Below are 14,275 nucleotides of genomic sequence, written 5' to 3' on the forward strand. Positions count from 1 at the left end.
AGCGCGGATTATACAACGGTTCAAGGGGGTTTTCATGAAATATCGGGTAACGGCGGCGCTTGCCGCATCGCTGGCCAGTGCCATCTCCGCACCGGCCTTGGCGGCGGATGCCGACGATGGCGGCAATACCTTCGGCCTTGGCCAGATCGTCGTTACCGCGCCCCGCAGCGAGGAAAGCGGCATCAGCAGCACCTCGGTCAATGCCGAGGCCATCTACGACTTCTCGCGCGATACGCTGGACGAAGCCGTAAAACTGATCCCCGGCGTCACTTCCGGCATCTCGGGCAATTCGCGTAACGAGCGCCTGATCTTCGTGCGCGGTTTCGACCGTTTTCAGGTCCCGCTCTCGATCGACGGTATCCGCGTCTATCTGCCTGCCGACGGCCGCCTCGACTATGGCCGCTTCCTGACGCCCGATGTTGCCGAGATCCAGGTCGCCAAGGGCTATGTCTCGGTGCTCAACGGCCCCGGCGCGATGGGCGGTGCGGTGAACCTTGTCACCCGCAAGCCGCAGAAGGAATACGATGCCGAGGCGCGCTTCAGCCTCAACCTCGACAACGACACGGATTATGCGGGCTATACCGGCTTCGCCTCGCTCGGCACCAAGCATGACATGTGGTATGCGCAGGCCAGCTACGCGCGCAACTTCACCGATCACTGGAACCTGTCGAAGGACTTCAAGCCCACCCGCAACGAGGACGGCGGCGCGCGCGATCTGTCACGCACAGAGGATTGGCGCGTAAATGCCAAGATCGGCTTCACCCCCAACGCGACCGACGAATACGCGATCAGCTACACCCGCCAGGAAGGCGAGAAACTGGCGCCAACGCATGTCTCCGACAGCACCGGCCTGCGTTACTGGACCTGGCCGTACTGGAACCTGCAGAACGTCTACTTCCTCTCCACCACGCAGCTGGGCGAGATCGCCACGCTGCGCACGCGCGCCTATTACAACACCTTCAAGAACAGCCTCGACAGTTTCGACGACAAGACGCTGACCACCCAGACGCGCGGCAGTTCCTTCAACAGCGCCTACAGCGACCGCGCCTATGGCGGCTCGGCCCAGCTGGACCTGCGGCCGAGCGATGCGGAGCGCCTGAGCGTCTCGTTCCACTACCGCAACGACCGCCACCGCGAAATCCAGCAGAGCTTCCCCAGCGGCGTCTTTGAGCCGTGGCAGACCACCATCGAGGAAACCTACAGCGCCGCGATCGAGAACGGCTACAAGCTGACCCCCCAGCTCGAACTGGTGGTGGGTGCGAGCTACGATTGGCGCGACCTGCGCCGTGCCGAGGATTACACCAGCGGGGCCTTCGTCTATTACAACTTGCGTAATGGCGATGCCTGGAACGCTCAGGGCCAGCTGCTGTGGACGCCTGACGATGCGACCAACCTGCACCTCGCAGTCTCGTCGCGCGCGCGTTTCCCGACCATCTTCGAGCGCTTCAGCACCCGCTTCGGCGGCGCCACCTCGAACCCGGACATCAACGCCGAACGCGCGACCCAGATCGAACTGGGCGGCGCCCGCCAATTCGGCCCGCTGCGGATCGAGGCATCGGGCTGGTACGCCAAGATCGACGATGCGATCGTCTCGTTCCCCTTCATCTTCCAGGGACAGGCCACCGCGCAGAGCCGCAACGTGGGATCGGGTGACTACTACGGCGCGGAATTCTCGGCGACCGCGCAGATTGCCGAAGGCCTGCGGGCCGGGGCAAATTATGGCTGGGTGCACCGCAAGCTGGACGACCCCTCGCTGCCCGCGTTCCATGCTACCGGCGTGCCTGAGCATTCCGGCTTCGTCTGGGCCGAATGGTCGCCGATCAAAGCGCTGCGCATCCTGCCAAGCCTCGACGTCGCTTCGAAGCGCTGGACGGTCAACACCGCCGGCACGCGCTACTACAAGATCGGCAGCTATGCGCTGGCGAACCTGCGCGTCGACTTCGACGTCACCGACTGGGCGACGCTTGGCGTAGGCGGGCGCAACCTGTTCGACGAGAACTACGCCACCGTCGACGGTTATCCCGAGGGCGGCCGGACGCTGTTCGTCAGCCTGCGCCTGAAGAACTAGAGCAGGCCCATCGCATGCATGCTGGCGACACAGTTGCCGGCGACGATGCAGTGGTCGTCGAGGCGGATTTCCAGCGCCTCGACGACCTCGCGAAAACGCTTAGTCGCGGCGATATCGGCAGCGCTGGCCCGCGGTACGCCTGAGGGGTGGTTATGCGCGATGACCAGACGGCGCGCATCGAGGTCGAAGGCGCGGCGCACGGTGCGGCGCAGCGGTATGCGTATCTCCGAACGCTGCCCGCCGCCGTAAAGGTCCTCGGCTATATACAGCCCTTCGTCGGTGAAGAAGAGAACCATCACACATTCCTCGCGGCGACTCCCGAGCCGGTTGACGAGGTAGCGGCGAAAGGCCGGCGCGGATGTTTCGATGGGTACGCCCAGCAGCGCCTCTCGCGAAGCGGCTTCGGCCAGGCGGCGGGCGCCCACGATGGCGGCGGCGATTTCGGTCCGGCGTTCCCCCGCGTCGGCGAGCGCGTCGACGAGAGCCTCGGTAGAGGCGGAATAGATCGTGCGCAGCGAACCGAAGCGGTGGATCAGATGGTGGGCGAAATCCTCGCCCCGGCCGTCGGCATAGGGCGCCAGGAGTGCCGCCAGGACGGATAGCTGCCCAGCCTCCTGCGCCGCGACGTGTGAAACACTATCCCCAGAGTCATCGCCACCAGTTGGACGTAGGACGGCATCACCACCATCATGTCGTAGGCGAACCGGTTTATCTCCTCCAGACCCAGCCGGTAGATGTGGCCGAATACCGAGATAATCTCTACTCCGGCTACCCATAGCGGATAGACCCGGTTGGCATGGAGCGCGACGACGAACGTGCAGGCCATGACCAGCAGATCGATGACGAAGTGCCCCACATTGGCATGGTGCCACAGGATCGACCCGCCCAGCAAGGCATGGTGGACTTTGTCGAACGCGAGCATTGCGAACAGCACGCCGGAAAGCAGCCGCTCGGGCGCCGCGCCGCGAACCATCGAATAGAGGAAGAGCACGAGATAGGCTGCAAACTGTACCTCGTCCTTGATGGACCACAACATGGAAGACCAGGATAGTTCAGTCATACGACTGCCCTTGCCATCCCGGCGGCGAATATATCGAAGTCAGGCAATCCGGCGCAGCGGTGCCCTCTCCAGCAGGCCTGTCGGCTTCGGACAATTTCCATCGTCGTCGCCCACCGCCTTGATCTCCTTGCCAATGCCGAGCATTTCCTCGTGGAGGCGGAGCATGTTGTTCTGACTTTCGATCAGCAGACACTGCGCCCTTGCAAGCCGCATCAGCGCGGCCTGGCGGGCATAGGGCTCCTGGCCCTCTTGCCCGGAAGTAAGCAGTATCGTTTCCATGAGCTGCGCCGAGGCAAGCAACGCGGAATCGAGCGACACTTCGGCCTCGGGTAACTGCCGCGAGATACGGGCGGTAGCTACGGCAATCGTCATGGACATGGAAATTCCCCTGCCGGAATGCCGGCTTGACCAGCGCAACATAAGCAAACAATTCTGTACACTGTAACAAATTCGGCCCGTTCAGATCAGGTCGCTAAGCGCGCGCACTACCCCAAGACCGACCATAGCCACCAGCAACATGCCCCCGGCGATGGCAACCATGGCGGCCGTCCGGATAAGCCCGGCGTTAGCCCCATCAAGTACTTCCGGGACGACCCTGTCGAAGGAACTGCTCTGCCAGGGTGCCGTCACGGTGTAGGTCATGGCATCTGCCAAGGCGAACTGTTCGGCATTCTCGTCCCGGCCCGCGGCTACCACATCCGCGGTTCTGCCAGGAACCTGAGTATTCTTATCTGGTATCGGATTACAGGCTGCTTCCAGTTCTTGCAGGTAAAGCCTGTAAGCCCGGGCAAGCTCTGCACGCGGGAGCGCCCCGGCACGAGTACGCACACCTTCGATCCGCTGATTGACAGCGCTCTCGGAAATCCCGAGTTCCCAGGCGATTTCCTTACTCGTGCGATTTTCGGCGACGAAGCAAAGCACTTCGTGCTGCTTTGGCGTCAATCCGGGAAAGATGAGCAGAAGCGGCGAGACCTGCTCGCGATTTACGTCCTGACCTGATTGACCAAAATCTGCCATATATCGCCAGAGACCAACAGCCTCTTCACCAAACTAAATCATCATTGCGCGAATTACGCAACGATTAGGTAGATTAGCCAATAATTCACCATGATTGCAAGGGATTACATGCATTAACGCCAAGGCGGGATCGCCGCGCACCCTCAGGCACGGTAAAACCCTCCCAAAACGGGCAAGACAATCCGGAACAGGCCCGGGCGGCGTGCCGCCCGGTTTAACCTATTCCTCGCCCATCCGCAGGGCGGCGATGAAAGCTTCCTGCGGAATCTGGACGTTGCCATATTCGCGCATGCGCTTCTTGCCTTCCTTCTGCTTGTCGAGGAGCTTCTTCTTGCGGCTGATGTCGCCGCCGTAGCACTTGGCCGTGACGTCCTTGCGCATCGCACTGATCGTCTCGCGCGCGATCACCTTGGCGCCGATGGCAGCCTGGATCGGCACCTTGAACATGTGGCGGGGGATCAATTCCTTGAGCCGTTCCACCAAGCCGCGCCCACGCGGTTCTGCCTGGTTACGGTGAACGATCATCGACAACGCATCGACAGGCTCGTTGTTGACGAGGATGTTCATCATCACGAGGTCGCCCCCGCGCAGGCCGGTCTGCTCGTAATCAAAGCTGGCATAGCCGCGGCTGATCGACTTCAGGCGGTCGTAGAAATCGAACACCACTTCGTTGAGCGGCAGTTCGTAAGTCACCTGCGCACGGCCGCCGACGTAAGTGAGGTCCTTCTGGATACCGCGCCGATCCTGGCACAGCTTCAGGATCGAACCGAGGTACTCGTCGGGCGTATAGATCACCGCCTTGATCCACGGTTCCTCCATGAAGTCGATCTTCACGGGATCAGGCATGTCGGCGGGATTGTGCAGTTCCTTCACGCTGCCGTCGGTCATGCTCAGGCGGTAGACCACCGAAGGCGCCGTGGTGATAAGGTCGAGATCGTATTCGCGGCTCAGGCGCTCCTGAATGATCTCCAGGTGCAGCAGGCCGAGGAAGCCGCAGCGGAAACCGAAGCCCAGCGCCGCGCTCGATTCCATTTCGAAGCTGAACGAGGCGTCGTTGAGGCGCAGCTTGCCGATCGATTCGCGCAGCTTTTCGAAATCGTTGGCGTCGACCGGGAACAGACCGCAGAAGACCACCGGCTGGACTTCCTTGTAGCCCGGCAGGGCCTGCGTCGCGCCGCCTTTCACGGTGGTGATGGTGTCACCGACCTTGGCCTGCTCGACTTCCTTGATCTGCGCGGTGATGAACCCGATCTCGCCGGGGCCCAGTTCGGGCAGGTCGACGCGCTTGGGCGTAAAGCAGCCGACGCGGTCGATCAGGTGCTCGGTGGAGCCCTGCATGAACTTGACGTTCAGGCCCTTCTTGATGACGCCGTCGATGACGCGCACCAGAATGACGACGCCCAGGTACGGATCGTACCACGAATCGATCAGCATCGCCTTCAGCGGCTTGGTACGATCACCCTTGGGCGGCGGGATCTTCTTGACGATCGCTTCCAGCACTTCGGCAATGCCGATGCCCGACTTGGCGCTGGCCATCACGGCCTCGCTCGCATCGATGCCGATCACTTCCTCGATCTCGGCGCGGACCTTTTCAGGTTCGGCGGCGGGAAGGTCGATCTTGTTGATGACGGGCACGATCTCGTGGTCGTGCTCGATCGACTGGTAGACGTTGGCCAGCGTCTGCGCTTCCACGCCCTGCGCCGCGTCGACCACCAGCAGCGCGCCCTCGCAGGCGGCCAGGCTGCGACTGACTTCATAGGCGAAGTCGACGTGGCCTGGTGTGTCCATCAGGTTCAGCTCATACGTCAGTCCGTCCGCGGCCACATAGTTCAGGCGCACGGTCTGCGCCTTGATGGTGATACCGCGTTCTTTCTCGATATCCATGTTGTCGAGCACCTGGGCGCTCATCTCGCGCTCGGTCAGGCCGCCGGTGCTCTGGATCAGTCGGTCGGCGAGCGTCGATTTGCCATGATCGATGTGGGCAATGATGCTGAAATTTCGGATTTGCGCGAGTTCGGTCATGATGCGCCGTTAGCAGTGCTTTGAGGCGCTGTCAGCCTGCCCGTTTCAGTCATTTTCACACCGCCCTCAATCAGGCGGTGCGGCGAAGCTGCGACTGTTCACTGCGCTCACGCCTATGCCGGGCCGGGGTGAACAGCACCGCGCCGTTCCCGTCGACGTCCAGCGCCTGCGCGAACTCCACGCCGATGCGGTCTTCCTTGCACCAGCGGGCCTTGGCCATCATCACATACCCTTCCGAGAGATGGACGCCGAAAACCGTCCCCTCGGGCACATTCCACAGCCCCTCGATCATCGCGCCCGACAGCGAGATATTGCGGATGGTGCCTTGATAGTTGTGCGATCCATGCTCCAGCATGACCTTGCGCAGCATCGTCTGACGCGGCGCCCGGGCCGATCGCGGCCCCTGCGCCACGGCGACGAGGCTTTCCGAGAGTTTCGCCGTCGCCGCCTCGCAAGTGATCGGGCGGGCATAGATGAAGCCCTGGACATGGCTGCACCCCAGCACACGCACCAGATCCAGCTCGTCCAGCGTCTCGACGCCCTCGGCGGTGGTTTCCATGCCCAGCGCCTCGGCCAGGCTGACGATCGAGGAGATGATCGCACCGTTGCGGCTGCCCGGCACGGTGGCGCCGCGCACGAAGCTCTGGTCGATCTTGATCTTGTCGAACGGCGCCTTTTTCAGATAGCCGAGCGAAGAATAGCCCGTCCCGAAATCGTCGAGCGCCAGACGCACGCCAATTCCCTTGAGCGCGGCGAACATCGATTCGGTCGACTTGTCCTCACCCAGAAACACGCTTTCGGTGATCTCCAGTTCCAGCCGCGCAGGGTTGATTCCCGCAGCAGCGATGGCGCTGGTGACGATAGCGGGCAGCGCCGGATTGGCGAACTGCAAGGGCGAGACATTGACCGCCACGCGCACTTCCTCGGGCCAGCCGGCAAGGTCGCGGCAAGCGGTACGCAGCGCCCATTCGCCGATCTGCGCAACGAGGCCGGTCTCCTCCGCCACCGGTATGAACTTGGCGGGCGAAAGGTAACCGTGGACCGGATGCTTCCAGCGCAGCAGCGCCTCGAAACCGGTGATCCGCTCGGTCGTGGTGCGCACCTGCGGCTGATAATGCAGTTCCAGCGAGCCACTGGCGATCGCGTCGCGCAAGTCTTCCTCGAGCTGCTGGCGTTCACGCGCGTCGGAGTGCAGGTCCTCGTCGTAGAAATGATGCCGCCCGCGCCCGTTGCCCTTCGCGGCATAGAGCGCAAGGTCGGCGTTGCGGATCAGCGCTTCGGAAGTGGTGCCGTCATCCGGGCACAGCGCAATGCCGACCGAGGCACCGATGGTCACCCGCGCGCCGTCGATGGAATAGGGCTGAGAAATGTTCTCGATGATCCGGCGCGCAAGGTGGGCAAGGCCCTCGCGCTGCTGGGCGCCGTGCAGGACGACCTGGAATTCATCGCCGCCCAGACGGCCCACACGCCCCCGGTCGCCCACGGTGCCGCCAAGGCGCTCCGCCACCTGCTTGAGCAGCGAATCGCCCGCCGGATGGCCCATCGTGTCGTTGACCTGCTTGAAGCGGTCGAGGTCGAGCAGGAATACCGCGCAGGCGCGCGTCTCGATCCGCGGGCTGGTGAGGATCTTCTCCAGCCACTCGGCCATCTGGAAGCGATTGGCCAACTTGGTCAGCGAATCGAATCGCGCCAACTGCGTCACATGCTGCTGTGACCGGCGCTTTTCGGTGAGATCGGTCCCCGACCCTCGAAAACCCATGAAATTGTTGAACTGGTCGAGCACCGGCCGCCCGGAAATGGACCACCAGCGCTCATCCTCGCCCACGCTTGCCGCGCGCACGTCCAGGTCCTGGAACGAGGAGCGGGTGTTGAGGTGGAAGACCAGCGTGCGCTCGCTCTGCTGGCCCTGCGCTTCCAGCATGAACAGGCCGGTGAACGGCCGCCCTTCGAGGTCGCCCACGCCCTTGCCCAGCAACGTGGCGATTCGCTCGGATACATACGTGATCTTGCCCAGGCGGTCGGTTTCCCAGAACCAGCCCTGCCCGGTTTGCTCATATTCGTGGAGCAATTGCTCGGCGCGGCGCTGTTCGCGCTCGCGCTCGGAGTGGACCTGTGATTGCGAGGCCGCAACGCGGGCCTGGTTGACTGCGAGGATCAGGCCGATCGTGCCGCCCACCGCGAGCAGGCCGAACGAAGCCGGCGACCCAGCATAGATCGAACCGCCGCCCCACAAGCCGATGGTCGCGCCGATGATCGATGTCAGACGATTCTCCAGCAATGCCGTCGCCATCAGCACGACGATGACGTAGACATTGACCGTCACATCCCAGTCCAGACCTGAGTGAAGGTTGGTCCAGCGCGCGGCGCCAAACCCGAACAATCCCATCGGCAGGACGACAGCCAGCGCCATCAGCGGATAGCGTTGCCAGCCGTCATGCAGGATTCGACGCTCCAGCCTGGCATAAAGCGATGCCGGCGCGCACAGCGCCGTCGCCGCCGCGATGCACAGTGCCGAGATCAGATCCGGCATCACCTCCGAGACGATTCCCATCATCAGGGCGCAGACCAGCAGCGTCGGCCCCATCAACGCCCAGCGCGATGATGTGAAGTAATGCAGGACATCGTTGACATCGGGACGGGCACGAAAGCGCGAAATTCCGCCGAATGCAGCCGGAGCTACCGCCGGTGGAGAGGAAGGCTCCGCCACTGTCGCAGGCGCGGGCGCCCCTTCGCGGTCATCGGGCACAGCCCCGCTATCGGCACCCGAGAGTGCCGCCCGTCGTTTTCCACGCAAGCCCGTAATCGTCATGATCGCACCATGGCCGCGCGCCCATTTCGAAACGGTTAAATGTGGTCGGTCCGATCACCACTACCGTCCAGCCGAAAAGCCCAACCATTTCACTTGCTCCCGCTTCGCCGCCATGCTTGCTTGGCTTCAGACCGGCAGACCATCAAGCCGGCCCCATGGGAGATATGACCGTGCGCCACATCGCCATCGTCGGATCGGGTCCTGCAGGCTATTACACCGCCGAAGCTGCGCTCAAGCAGTGGGGAAGCGACGTGAGGGTCGATATATTCGATGCCCTGCCCGTCCCCTTCGGCCTGATCCGCAGCGGAGTCGCGCCGGACCACCAGTCGATTAAGAGCGTTTCGCGCCGCTACGAAGCTACGGCGTTGAGCGAGAACGTGCGATTCGTCGGCAATGTCATGCTGGGCCGCGACCTTTCGGTGGCGGAACTGCAAGGGCTCTACGATGCCGTGATCCTTGCCACCGGTGCCCCGCATGATCGAAAGCTGGGCCTTCCCGGCGAAGACCTTGCCAATGTTTTCGGCTCGGCCGCTTTCGTCGGCTGGTACAATGGGCATCCGCAGTTCACCCAGCTCGATCCCGCGCTTGGCCACGACACCGCGGTCGTGGTGGGCAATGGTAACGTCGCGCTCGACGTGGCGCGTATCCTCGCCAAGTCCGAGGAGGAATTCGCCGAGTCGGACATCGTTGCCCACGCTCTCACCGCGCTGAAGGGCTCTGCCGTGCGGCGGATCGTCATCCTTGGCCGGCGCGGGCCGCATCAGGTAGCGATGACGCCCAAGGAACTGGGCGAGTTCGCCAAACTGTCGCGCGCGCATCCCGAAGTCGATCCCGTAGACCTGCCTGACGCGGCCGAAGACGCCCATCTCGACACCGGGCAGCGCAAGGCCGTCGCTCTGCTGCGCAGTTTCGCTTCTGGACAGTCCGCACCGGGGAAGGACGGCGTCACCGTCGAATTCGACTTCTTCGCCGCGCCCCGCGCCATTCTGGGCAACACCCGGGTAGAAGGCGTCGAGGTGGAACGCACCCGGCTCGAAGGCGGCAAGGCGGTCGGCACCGGGGAGACTTATCGCATTCCTGCCGGGCTGGTGGTCGCCTGCATCGGCTACCAGACATCGCCGATCCCCGACGTGCCTTTCGACGAGGAAGGCGGCCGCTTCGCGAATGTCGAAGGGCGCATTGCGCCGGGTCTTTACTGCGTCGGTTGGGCGCGCCGGGGGCCAACCGGCACCATCGGCACCAACCGCCCCGACGGCTTCGCCATCGTCGAAAAGATCGCCGCCGACATGGCGGGCGACAGCGGCAAGCAGGGTCGTCCCGGCTTCGACGCGCTGGCGCAGGAACGCGGGATCGATGTGGTCAAGTTCACCGACTGGCAGAAGATCGACGAAGCCGAAGTCGCCAATGCCCGCAGCGGCGCGCCTCGGGAAAAATTCGTCGCTGTCGAGACGATGATCGAGGCCTCGCACCGGGTCTGAGGCAGGCTGAAAAGGAGAAGGCGCGAGGGCCATTGCCCTCGCGCTCTCAGCTTCTTCGGCGCCGCTCGCGGATCGCATGATGCGCTTGGATAGCGCCCCGGAACTTCGGTTCACCCCGGTTTAGTCACCGTGCAGCAATGCTTCGGTTGACCCGGCCGGGCCTGCTGGGGAGTTGTGCGGCGCAAGCCAACTCCAGGAGAAACCGATATGAAATCCAGCAAAGCCATCGCCCTTGGCGCTGCCCTTTTCGGGATGGCGACGATCTCCGGTCCCGCCATCGCCCAGCAGCCGTCTACGGGTGCAGCGCCAAGCGCCAGTTCTGCAAAGTACAGCGATACCGAGGTCAATCAGTTTACAAAGGCAGTGATGGCCCTTCAGTCGATCCAGAAGGACGCCGCCGTCCCCGCCGCTGACAAGCAGGCGAAGATGGCCGGCGCCGTCCAGCAATCGGGCCTGCCGCCCGAAAAGTTCAACGAGATCGCCACTGCATCCAACACCGATCAGGCGCTGATGCAGCGCATCCAGCTTGCGGCCGGCAAGATGCAGGGCGCCGCGAAGAACCCCTGATCCCGCACCGCGCGTAAAGCCGGCAAACAAAAAGGCCGGGGCTTTCACCCCGGCCTTTTTCGTATTTAGACATGCCTTGCGGCCGTTTAGACCCTCATCGGCATCAGGACGTAGAGCGCCGGGCTCTTATCGTCCTTGCGGATCAGCGTGGGAGCGGCGGCATCTGCAAGGTGGAGTTCCACCGTGTCACCGTCGATCTGGCCCAGGATGTCCTTGAGATAATTGGCGTTGAAGCCAATCTCGAAGCCTTCCGAACCATACTGCGCAGGCACTTCTTCAGCCGCCGTGCCGTTGTCGGGCGAGGTGACCGAAAGCGTTACGCGGTCGGTATCGAGCGCCATCTTCACGGCGCGGGTCTTTTCCGTGGCGATCGTCGCTACGCGGTCCACGCCCTGGAAGAAGCTCTTGGGATCGACCTTGAGCAGCTTGTCGTTCCCGGTCGGGATGACGCGGGTGTAGTCCGGGAACGTGCCGTCGATCAGCTTGCTGGTCAGCACCACGCCGTTCTCGCCGCCCAGCGTGAAACGCACCTTGCTGGCGGACAGGTCGACCAGCACGTTGGTGTCGAGCGCTTCTTCAAGCAGCTTGCGCAGTTCGCCAACGCACTTACGCGGCACGATCACGTCGGGCATGCCCTCAGCGCCATCGGGGCGAGCGATGGTGAAGCGTGCAAGGCGGTGACCATCAGTGGCAGCAGCCTTCAGTTCCTCGTCGCTGACGTGGAAGAAGATGCCGTTGAGATAGTACCGGGTTTCCTCGGTAGAGATCGCGAAGCGGGTCGCGTCGATCAGCTGCGCCAGCGTGGCGGCCGAAATCTCGAAGCTGGTCGGCAGTTCGCCTTCCGCGATCATCGGGAAATCGTCACGCGGGAGCGTGGGCAGCTGGAAGCGGCTGCGCCCGGCCTTCACGACCATGCGGTTGTCCGCAGCATCGAGGCTGACCTGGCTGCCTTCGGGCAGCTTGCGCGCGATGTCGAACAGCAGGTGCGCCGAAACCGTGATCGCACCGGCAGCCTCGACCGAAACCGCGCCGAGCGATTCGACGACCTGCAGATCGAGGTCGGTCGCCATGACGCGCAGCGAACCGCCCGCAGACGCTTCGATCAGGACGTTGGAGAGAATCGGAATGGTATTGCGGCGTTCGACGACGGACTGCACGTGCGAAAGGCAGCGCAGGAGCGCGGAACGTTCAATGGTGGCCTTCATGACAGCCTAAAGTCCCCCTTGGTCGGGTTAGGGTTCGCAAAAAACCCGAAAATCGGACGACTATCTCTAACGCCCGCTAGTGCTGCGGCAAGCGCGATATGGCCGGAACCCCGCGAATCTGGGGATAAACTTGGGGGTTCAGGTCAGGTGGAGGAGAGAGAGGCCCCTCTCCCCCTGCCTGACCTCAGATCATCACCATGCCGCCGTTGACGTGGATCGTCTGGCCGGTGACATAGCCTGCCTGTTTGCTGGCAAGGAACACGGCGGCAGCGGCGATGTCCTCGCCCTCGCCCATGCGGCCCATCGGAATGCGGCCGTTGAGCGCGTCCTTCTGGGCATCGGGCAGCACGTCGGTCATCGCGGTGCGGATGAAGCCCGGCGCGATGCAGTTGACCGTCACGCCGCGGGTGGCCAGTTCCTGCGCAAGGCTCTTGGACATGGCGGTGATGCCGCCCTTGGCCGCGCAGTAATTCATCTGGCCGGGGTTGCCGGTGGTGCCGACTACCGAGGTCACGTTGATGATGCGGCCGAAGCGCGCCTTCATCATCGGCTTGGTGACGGCGCGCATCAGGCGGAAGGTCGATTCGAGGTTCACGCGGATCACCGCGTCCCATTCCTCGTCCTTCATGCGCATCGCCAGATTATCGCGGGTGATGCCGGCATTGTTGATGAGGATGTCGATCTTGCCCAGCGATTCGAGCGCGGCGGGCACCAGCTTCTCGACCTGCTCGGGGTCCGACAGGTTGCAGGCGATGGCGACATGGTCGACTTCCTGCGGCGCCTGCGGGCTGTGCTCGTCCAGTTCGTCACGGAAGGCGCGCAGCTTGTCGGGGTTGGAGCCGGAGATAGCGAGGCGTGCGCCCTGCGCGGCGAGCGCGCGGGCAACCGACGAACCGATACCGCCGCTCGCGCCGGTCACCAGGGCAGTCATTCCGTGAAGGTCGAACATGTGAAACTCCTAGATAGTCGTCTGGTCCGACGCGCGGACCTACTTCAAGCCGCCAGTGCCGCCGGGTCAAGCCCGGGGATCACAGGCTCTTTGCGAGTTCCTCGATCTCGGCCATCGTTGAAGCGGAGGTTACGTCCACCTCGCCGGCCGAACGCTTGATCATCGGGCCGACGACCTTGCCGCCCAGTTCGATAAAACGCTCAACGCCCGCTGCGTGCATGGCAATGGCGCTTTCACGCCAGCGCACACGGGCGGTAACCTGCTCGACCAGCAGGCGCTGGACTTCGGCCGGATCGGTGACGACAGCGGCGGTGACGTTGGCGAACAGGGCAACCCGCAGCGCGCCCGGCGGAGTTGCGGCCAGCGCTTCGGCCATGGCGTCGGCTGCGGGCTGCATCAAAGGGCAGTGGAACGGCGCCGAGACCGGCAGCGCGACACCGCGCTTGATGCCGTGCTCCTTGACGAGGGCGATGGCGCGCTCGATCGCTTCCCGATGGCCCGAAAGCACGACCTGGCCGGGATCGTTGTCATTGGCGACAGTGCAGACCTGGCCCTCTGCCGCCGCTTCGGCGAGCGCGGTGGCCTTTTCGATGTCGGCACCCAGCAGCGCGGCCATGGCGCCTACGCCCACGGGGACGGCAGCCTGCATCGATTCGCCGCGCAGCTTCAGCAGGCGTGCGGTGTCGGAAAGGCTGAAGGCGCCCGCAGCGCAAAGCGCGGTATATTCACCCAGCGAGTGCCCGGCGACGAAGTCCGCCTTGTCGGCCAGGGTGATGCCGCCCTCCTTCTCCAGCACGCGCAGCACGGCGATGGCGTTGGCCATGATCGCCGGCTGGGCATTGGCGGTGAGGAGAAGCTGGTCCTCGGGGCCTTCAGTCATGATCTTGAACAGATTCTGGCCCAGAGCATCGTCGACCTCCTGGAAAACCTCACGCGCGGCGGCGCTGGCAGCGGCCAGTTCCATGCCCATGCCGACCTTCTGGCTGCCCTGTCCGGGGAAAACGAATGCACGCATCTGCGACCGTCCTTCTGTTGAAGCGGGCGTTTGGTCACATTACCAGTCACCGGCGCTTGCGATTCGAGTGTGGCGCGGCGGGTTA

Annotated in this window: 12 protein-coding genes; 3 read left to right on the top strand and 9 right to left on the bottom strand. The window is 63.5% G+C overall.

The window, feature by feature from the left end:
* Nucleotides 1-34: 34 nt before the first annotated feature.
* Nucleotides 35-2,068 (top strand): TonB-dependent siderophore receptor, encoded by a 2,034-nt coding sequence (locus TQ38_RS11405; protein WP_043972477.1) that lies wholly within the window; start codon nt 35-37, stop codon nt 2,066-2,068.
* Here the strand turns inward: TQ38_RS11405 and TQ38_RS11410 are convergent.
* From TQ38_RS11410 to TQ38_RS11435, 6 genes are all read right to left on the bottom strand, one after another.
* On the bottom strand, nt 2,065-2,493 hold the full coding sequence (locus tag TQ38_RS11410) for a JAB domain-containing protein (RefSeq protein ID WP_240197871.1): 429 nt from the start codon (nt 2,491-2,493) through the stop codon (nt 2,065-2,067). The genes TQ38_RS11405 and TQ38_RS11410 overlap by 4 nt on opposite strands.
* Before the next feature lie 107 nt (nt 2,494-2,600).
* Nucleotides 2,601-3,128 carry a hypothetical protein gene (locus TQ38_RS11415; protein ID WP_052505598.1) on the bottom strand — a complete coding sequence of 176 codons (528 nt, stop codon included), beginning with the start codon at nt 3,126-3,128 and terminating at the stop codon, nt 2,601-2,603.
* A gap of 39 nt (nt 3,129-3,167) precedes the next feature.
* Nucleotides 3,168-3,506, bottom strand: coding sequence for a hypothetical protein (locus TQ38_RS11420; RefSeq protein ID WP_043972472.1), 339 nt, complete (start codon nt 3,504-3,506; stop codon nt 3,168-3,170).
* Between the two features lie 81 nt (nt 3,507-3,587).
* Nucleotides 3,588-4,145, bottom strand: a complete 558-nt coding sequence (locus tag TQ38_RS11425) for a helix-turn-helix transcriptional regulator (protein WP_043972470.1) — start codon at nt 4,143-4,145, stop codon at nt 3,588-3,590.
* A gap of 219 nt (nt 4,146-4,364) precedes the next feature.
* Nucleotides 4,365-6,167 carry a translation elongation factor 4 gene (gene lepA, locus TQ38_RS11430; RefSeq protein ID WP_043972468.1) on the bottom strand — a complete coding sequence of 601 codons (1,803 nt, stop codon included), beginning with the start codon at nt 6,165-6,167 and terminating at the stop codon, nt 4,365-4,367.
* 70 nt (nt 6,168-6,237) lie between these two features.
* Nucleotides 6,238-8,976 carry an EAL domain-containing protein gene (locus TQ38_RS11435; protein WP_043972466.1) on the bottom strand — a complete coding sequence of 913 codons (2,739 nt, stop codon included), beginning with the start codon at nt 8,974-8,976 and terminating at the stop codon, nt 6,238-6,240.
* A gap of 170 nt (nt 8,977-9,146) precedes the next feature.
* On the opposite strand from TQ38_RS11435, the gene TQ38_RS11440 reads away from it, so the two are divergent.
* Nucleotides 9,147-10,454 (top strand): FAD-dependent oxidoreductase, encoded by a 1,308-nt coding sequence (locus TQ38_RS11440; protein WP_043973380.1) that lies wholly within the window; start codon nt 9,147-9,149, stop codon nt 10,452-10,454.
* A gap of 207 nt (nt 10,455-10,661) precedes the next feature.
* Nucleotides 10,662-11,021, top strand: coding sequence for a DUF4168 domain-containing protein (locus TQ38_RS11445; protein WP_043972463.1), 360 nt, complete (start codon nt 10,662-10,664; stop codon nt 11,019-11,021).
* 86 nt (nt 11,022-11,107) lie between these two features.
* On the opposite strand, the gene dnaN is transcribed toward TQ38_RS11445, so the two are convergent.
* The 3 genes from dnaN to fabD form a co-directional block, all read right to left on the bottom strand.
* Nucleotides 11,108-12,226 carry a DNA polymerase III subunit beta gene (gene dnaN, locus TQ38_RS11450; RefSeq protein ID WP_043972461.1) on the bottom strand — a complete coding sequence of 373 codons (1,119 nt, stop codon included), beginning with the start codon at nt 12,224-12,226 and terminating at the stop codon, nt 11,108-11,110.
* Nucleotides 12,227-12,410: 184 nt separating this feature from the next.
* Nucleotides 12,411-13,175: a 3-oxoacyl-[acyl-carrier-protein] reductase gene (gene fabG / locus TQ38_RS11455; protein WP_043972460.1), complete on the bottom strand. Its 765-nt coding sequence runs from the start codon at nt 13,173-13,175 to the stop codon at nt 12,411-12,413.
* 79 nt (nt 13,176-13,254) lie between these two features.
* On the bottom strand, nt 13,255-14,190 hold the full coding sequence (fabD, locus tag TQ38_RS11460; protein ID WP_043972459.1) for an ACP S-malonyltransferase: 936 nt from the start codon (nt 14,188-14,190) through the stop codon (nt 13,255-13,257).
* Nucleotides 14,191-14,275 lie beyond the last annotated feature (85 nt).

Source organism: Novosphingobium sp. P6W (assembly GCF_000876675.2).
Lineage (GTDB): Bacteria > Pseudomonadota > Alphaproteobacteria > Sphingomonadales > Sphingomonadaceae > Novosphingobium.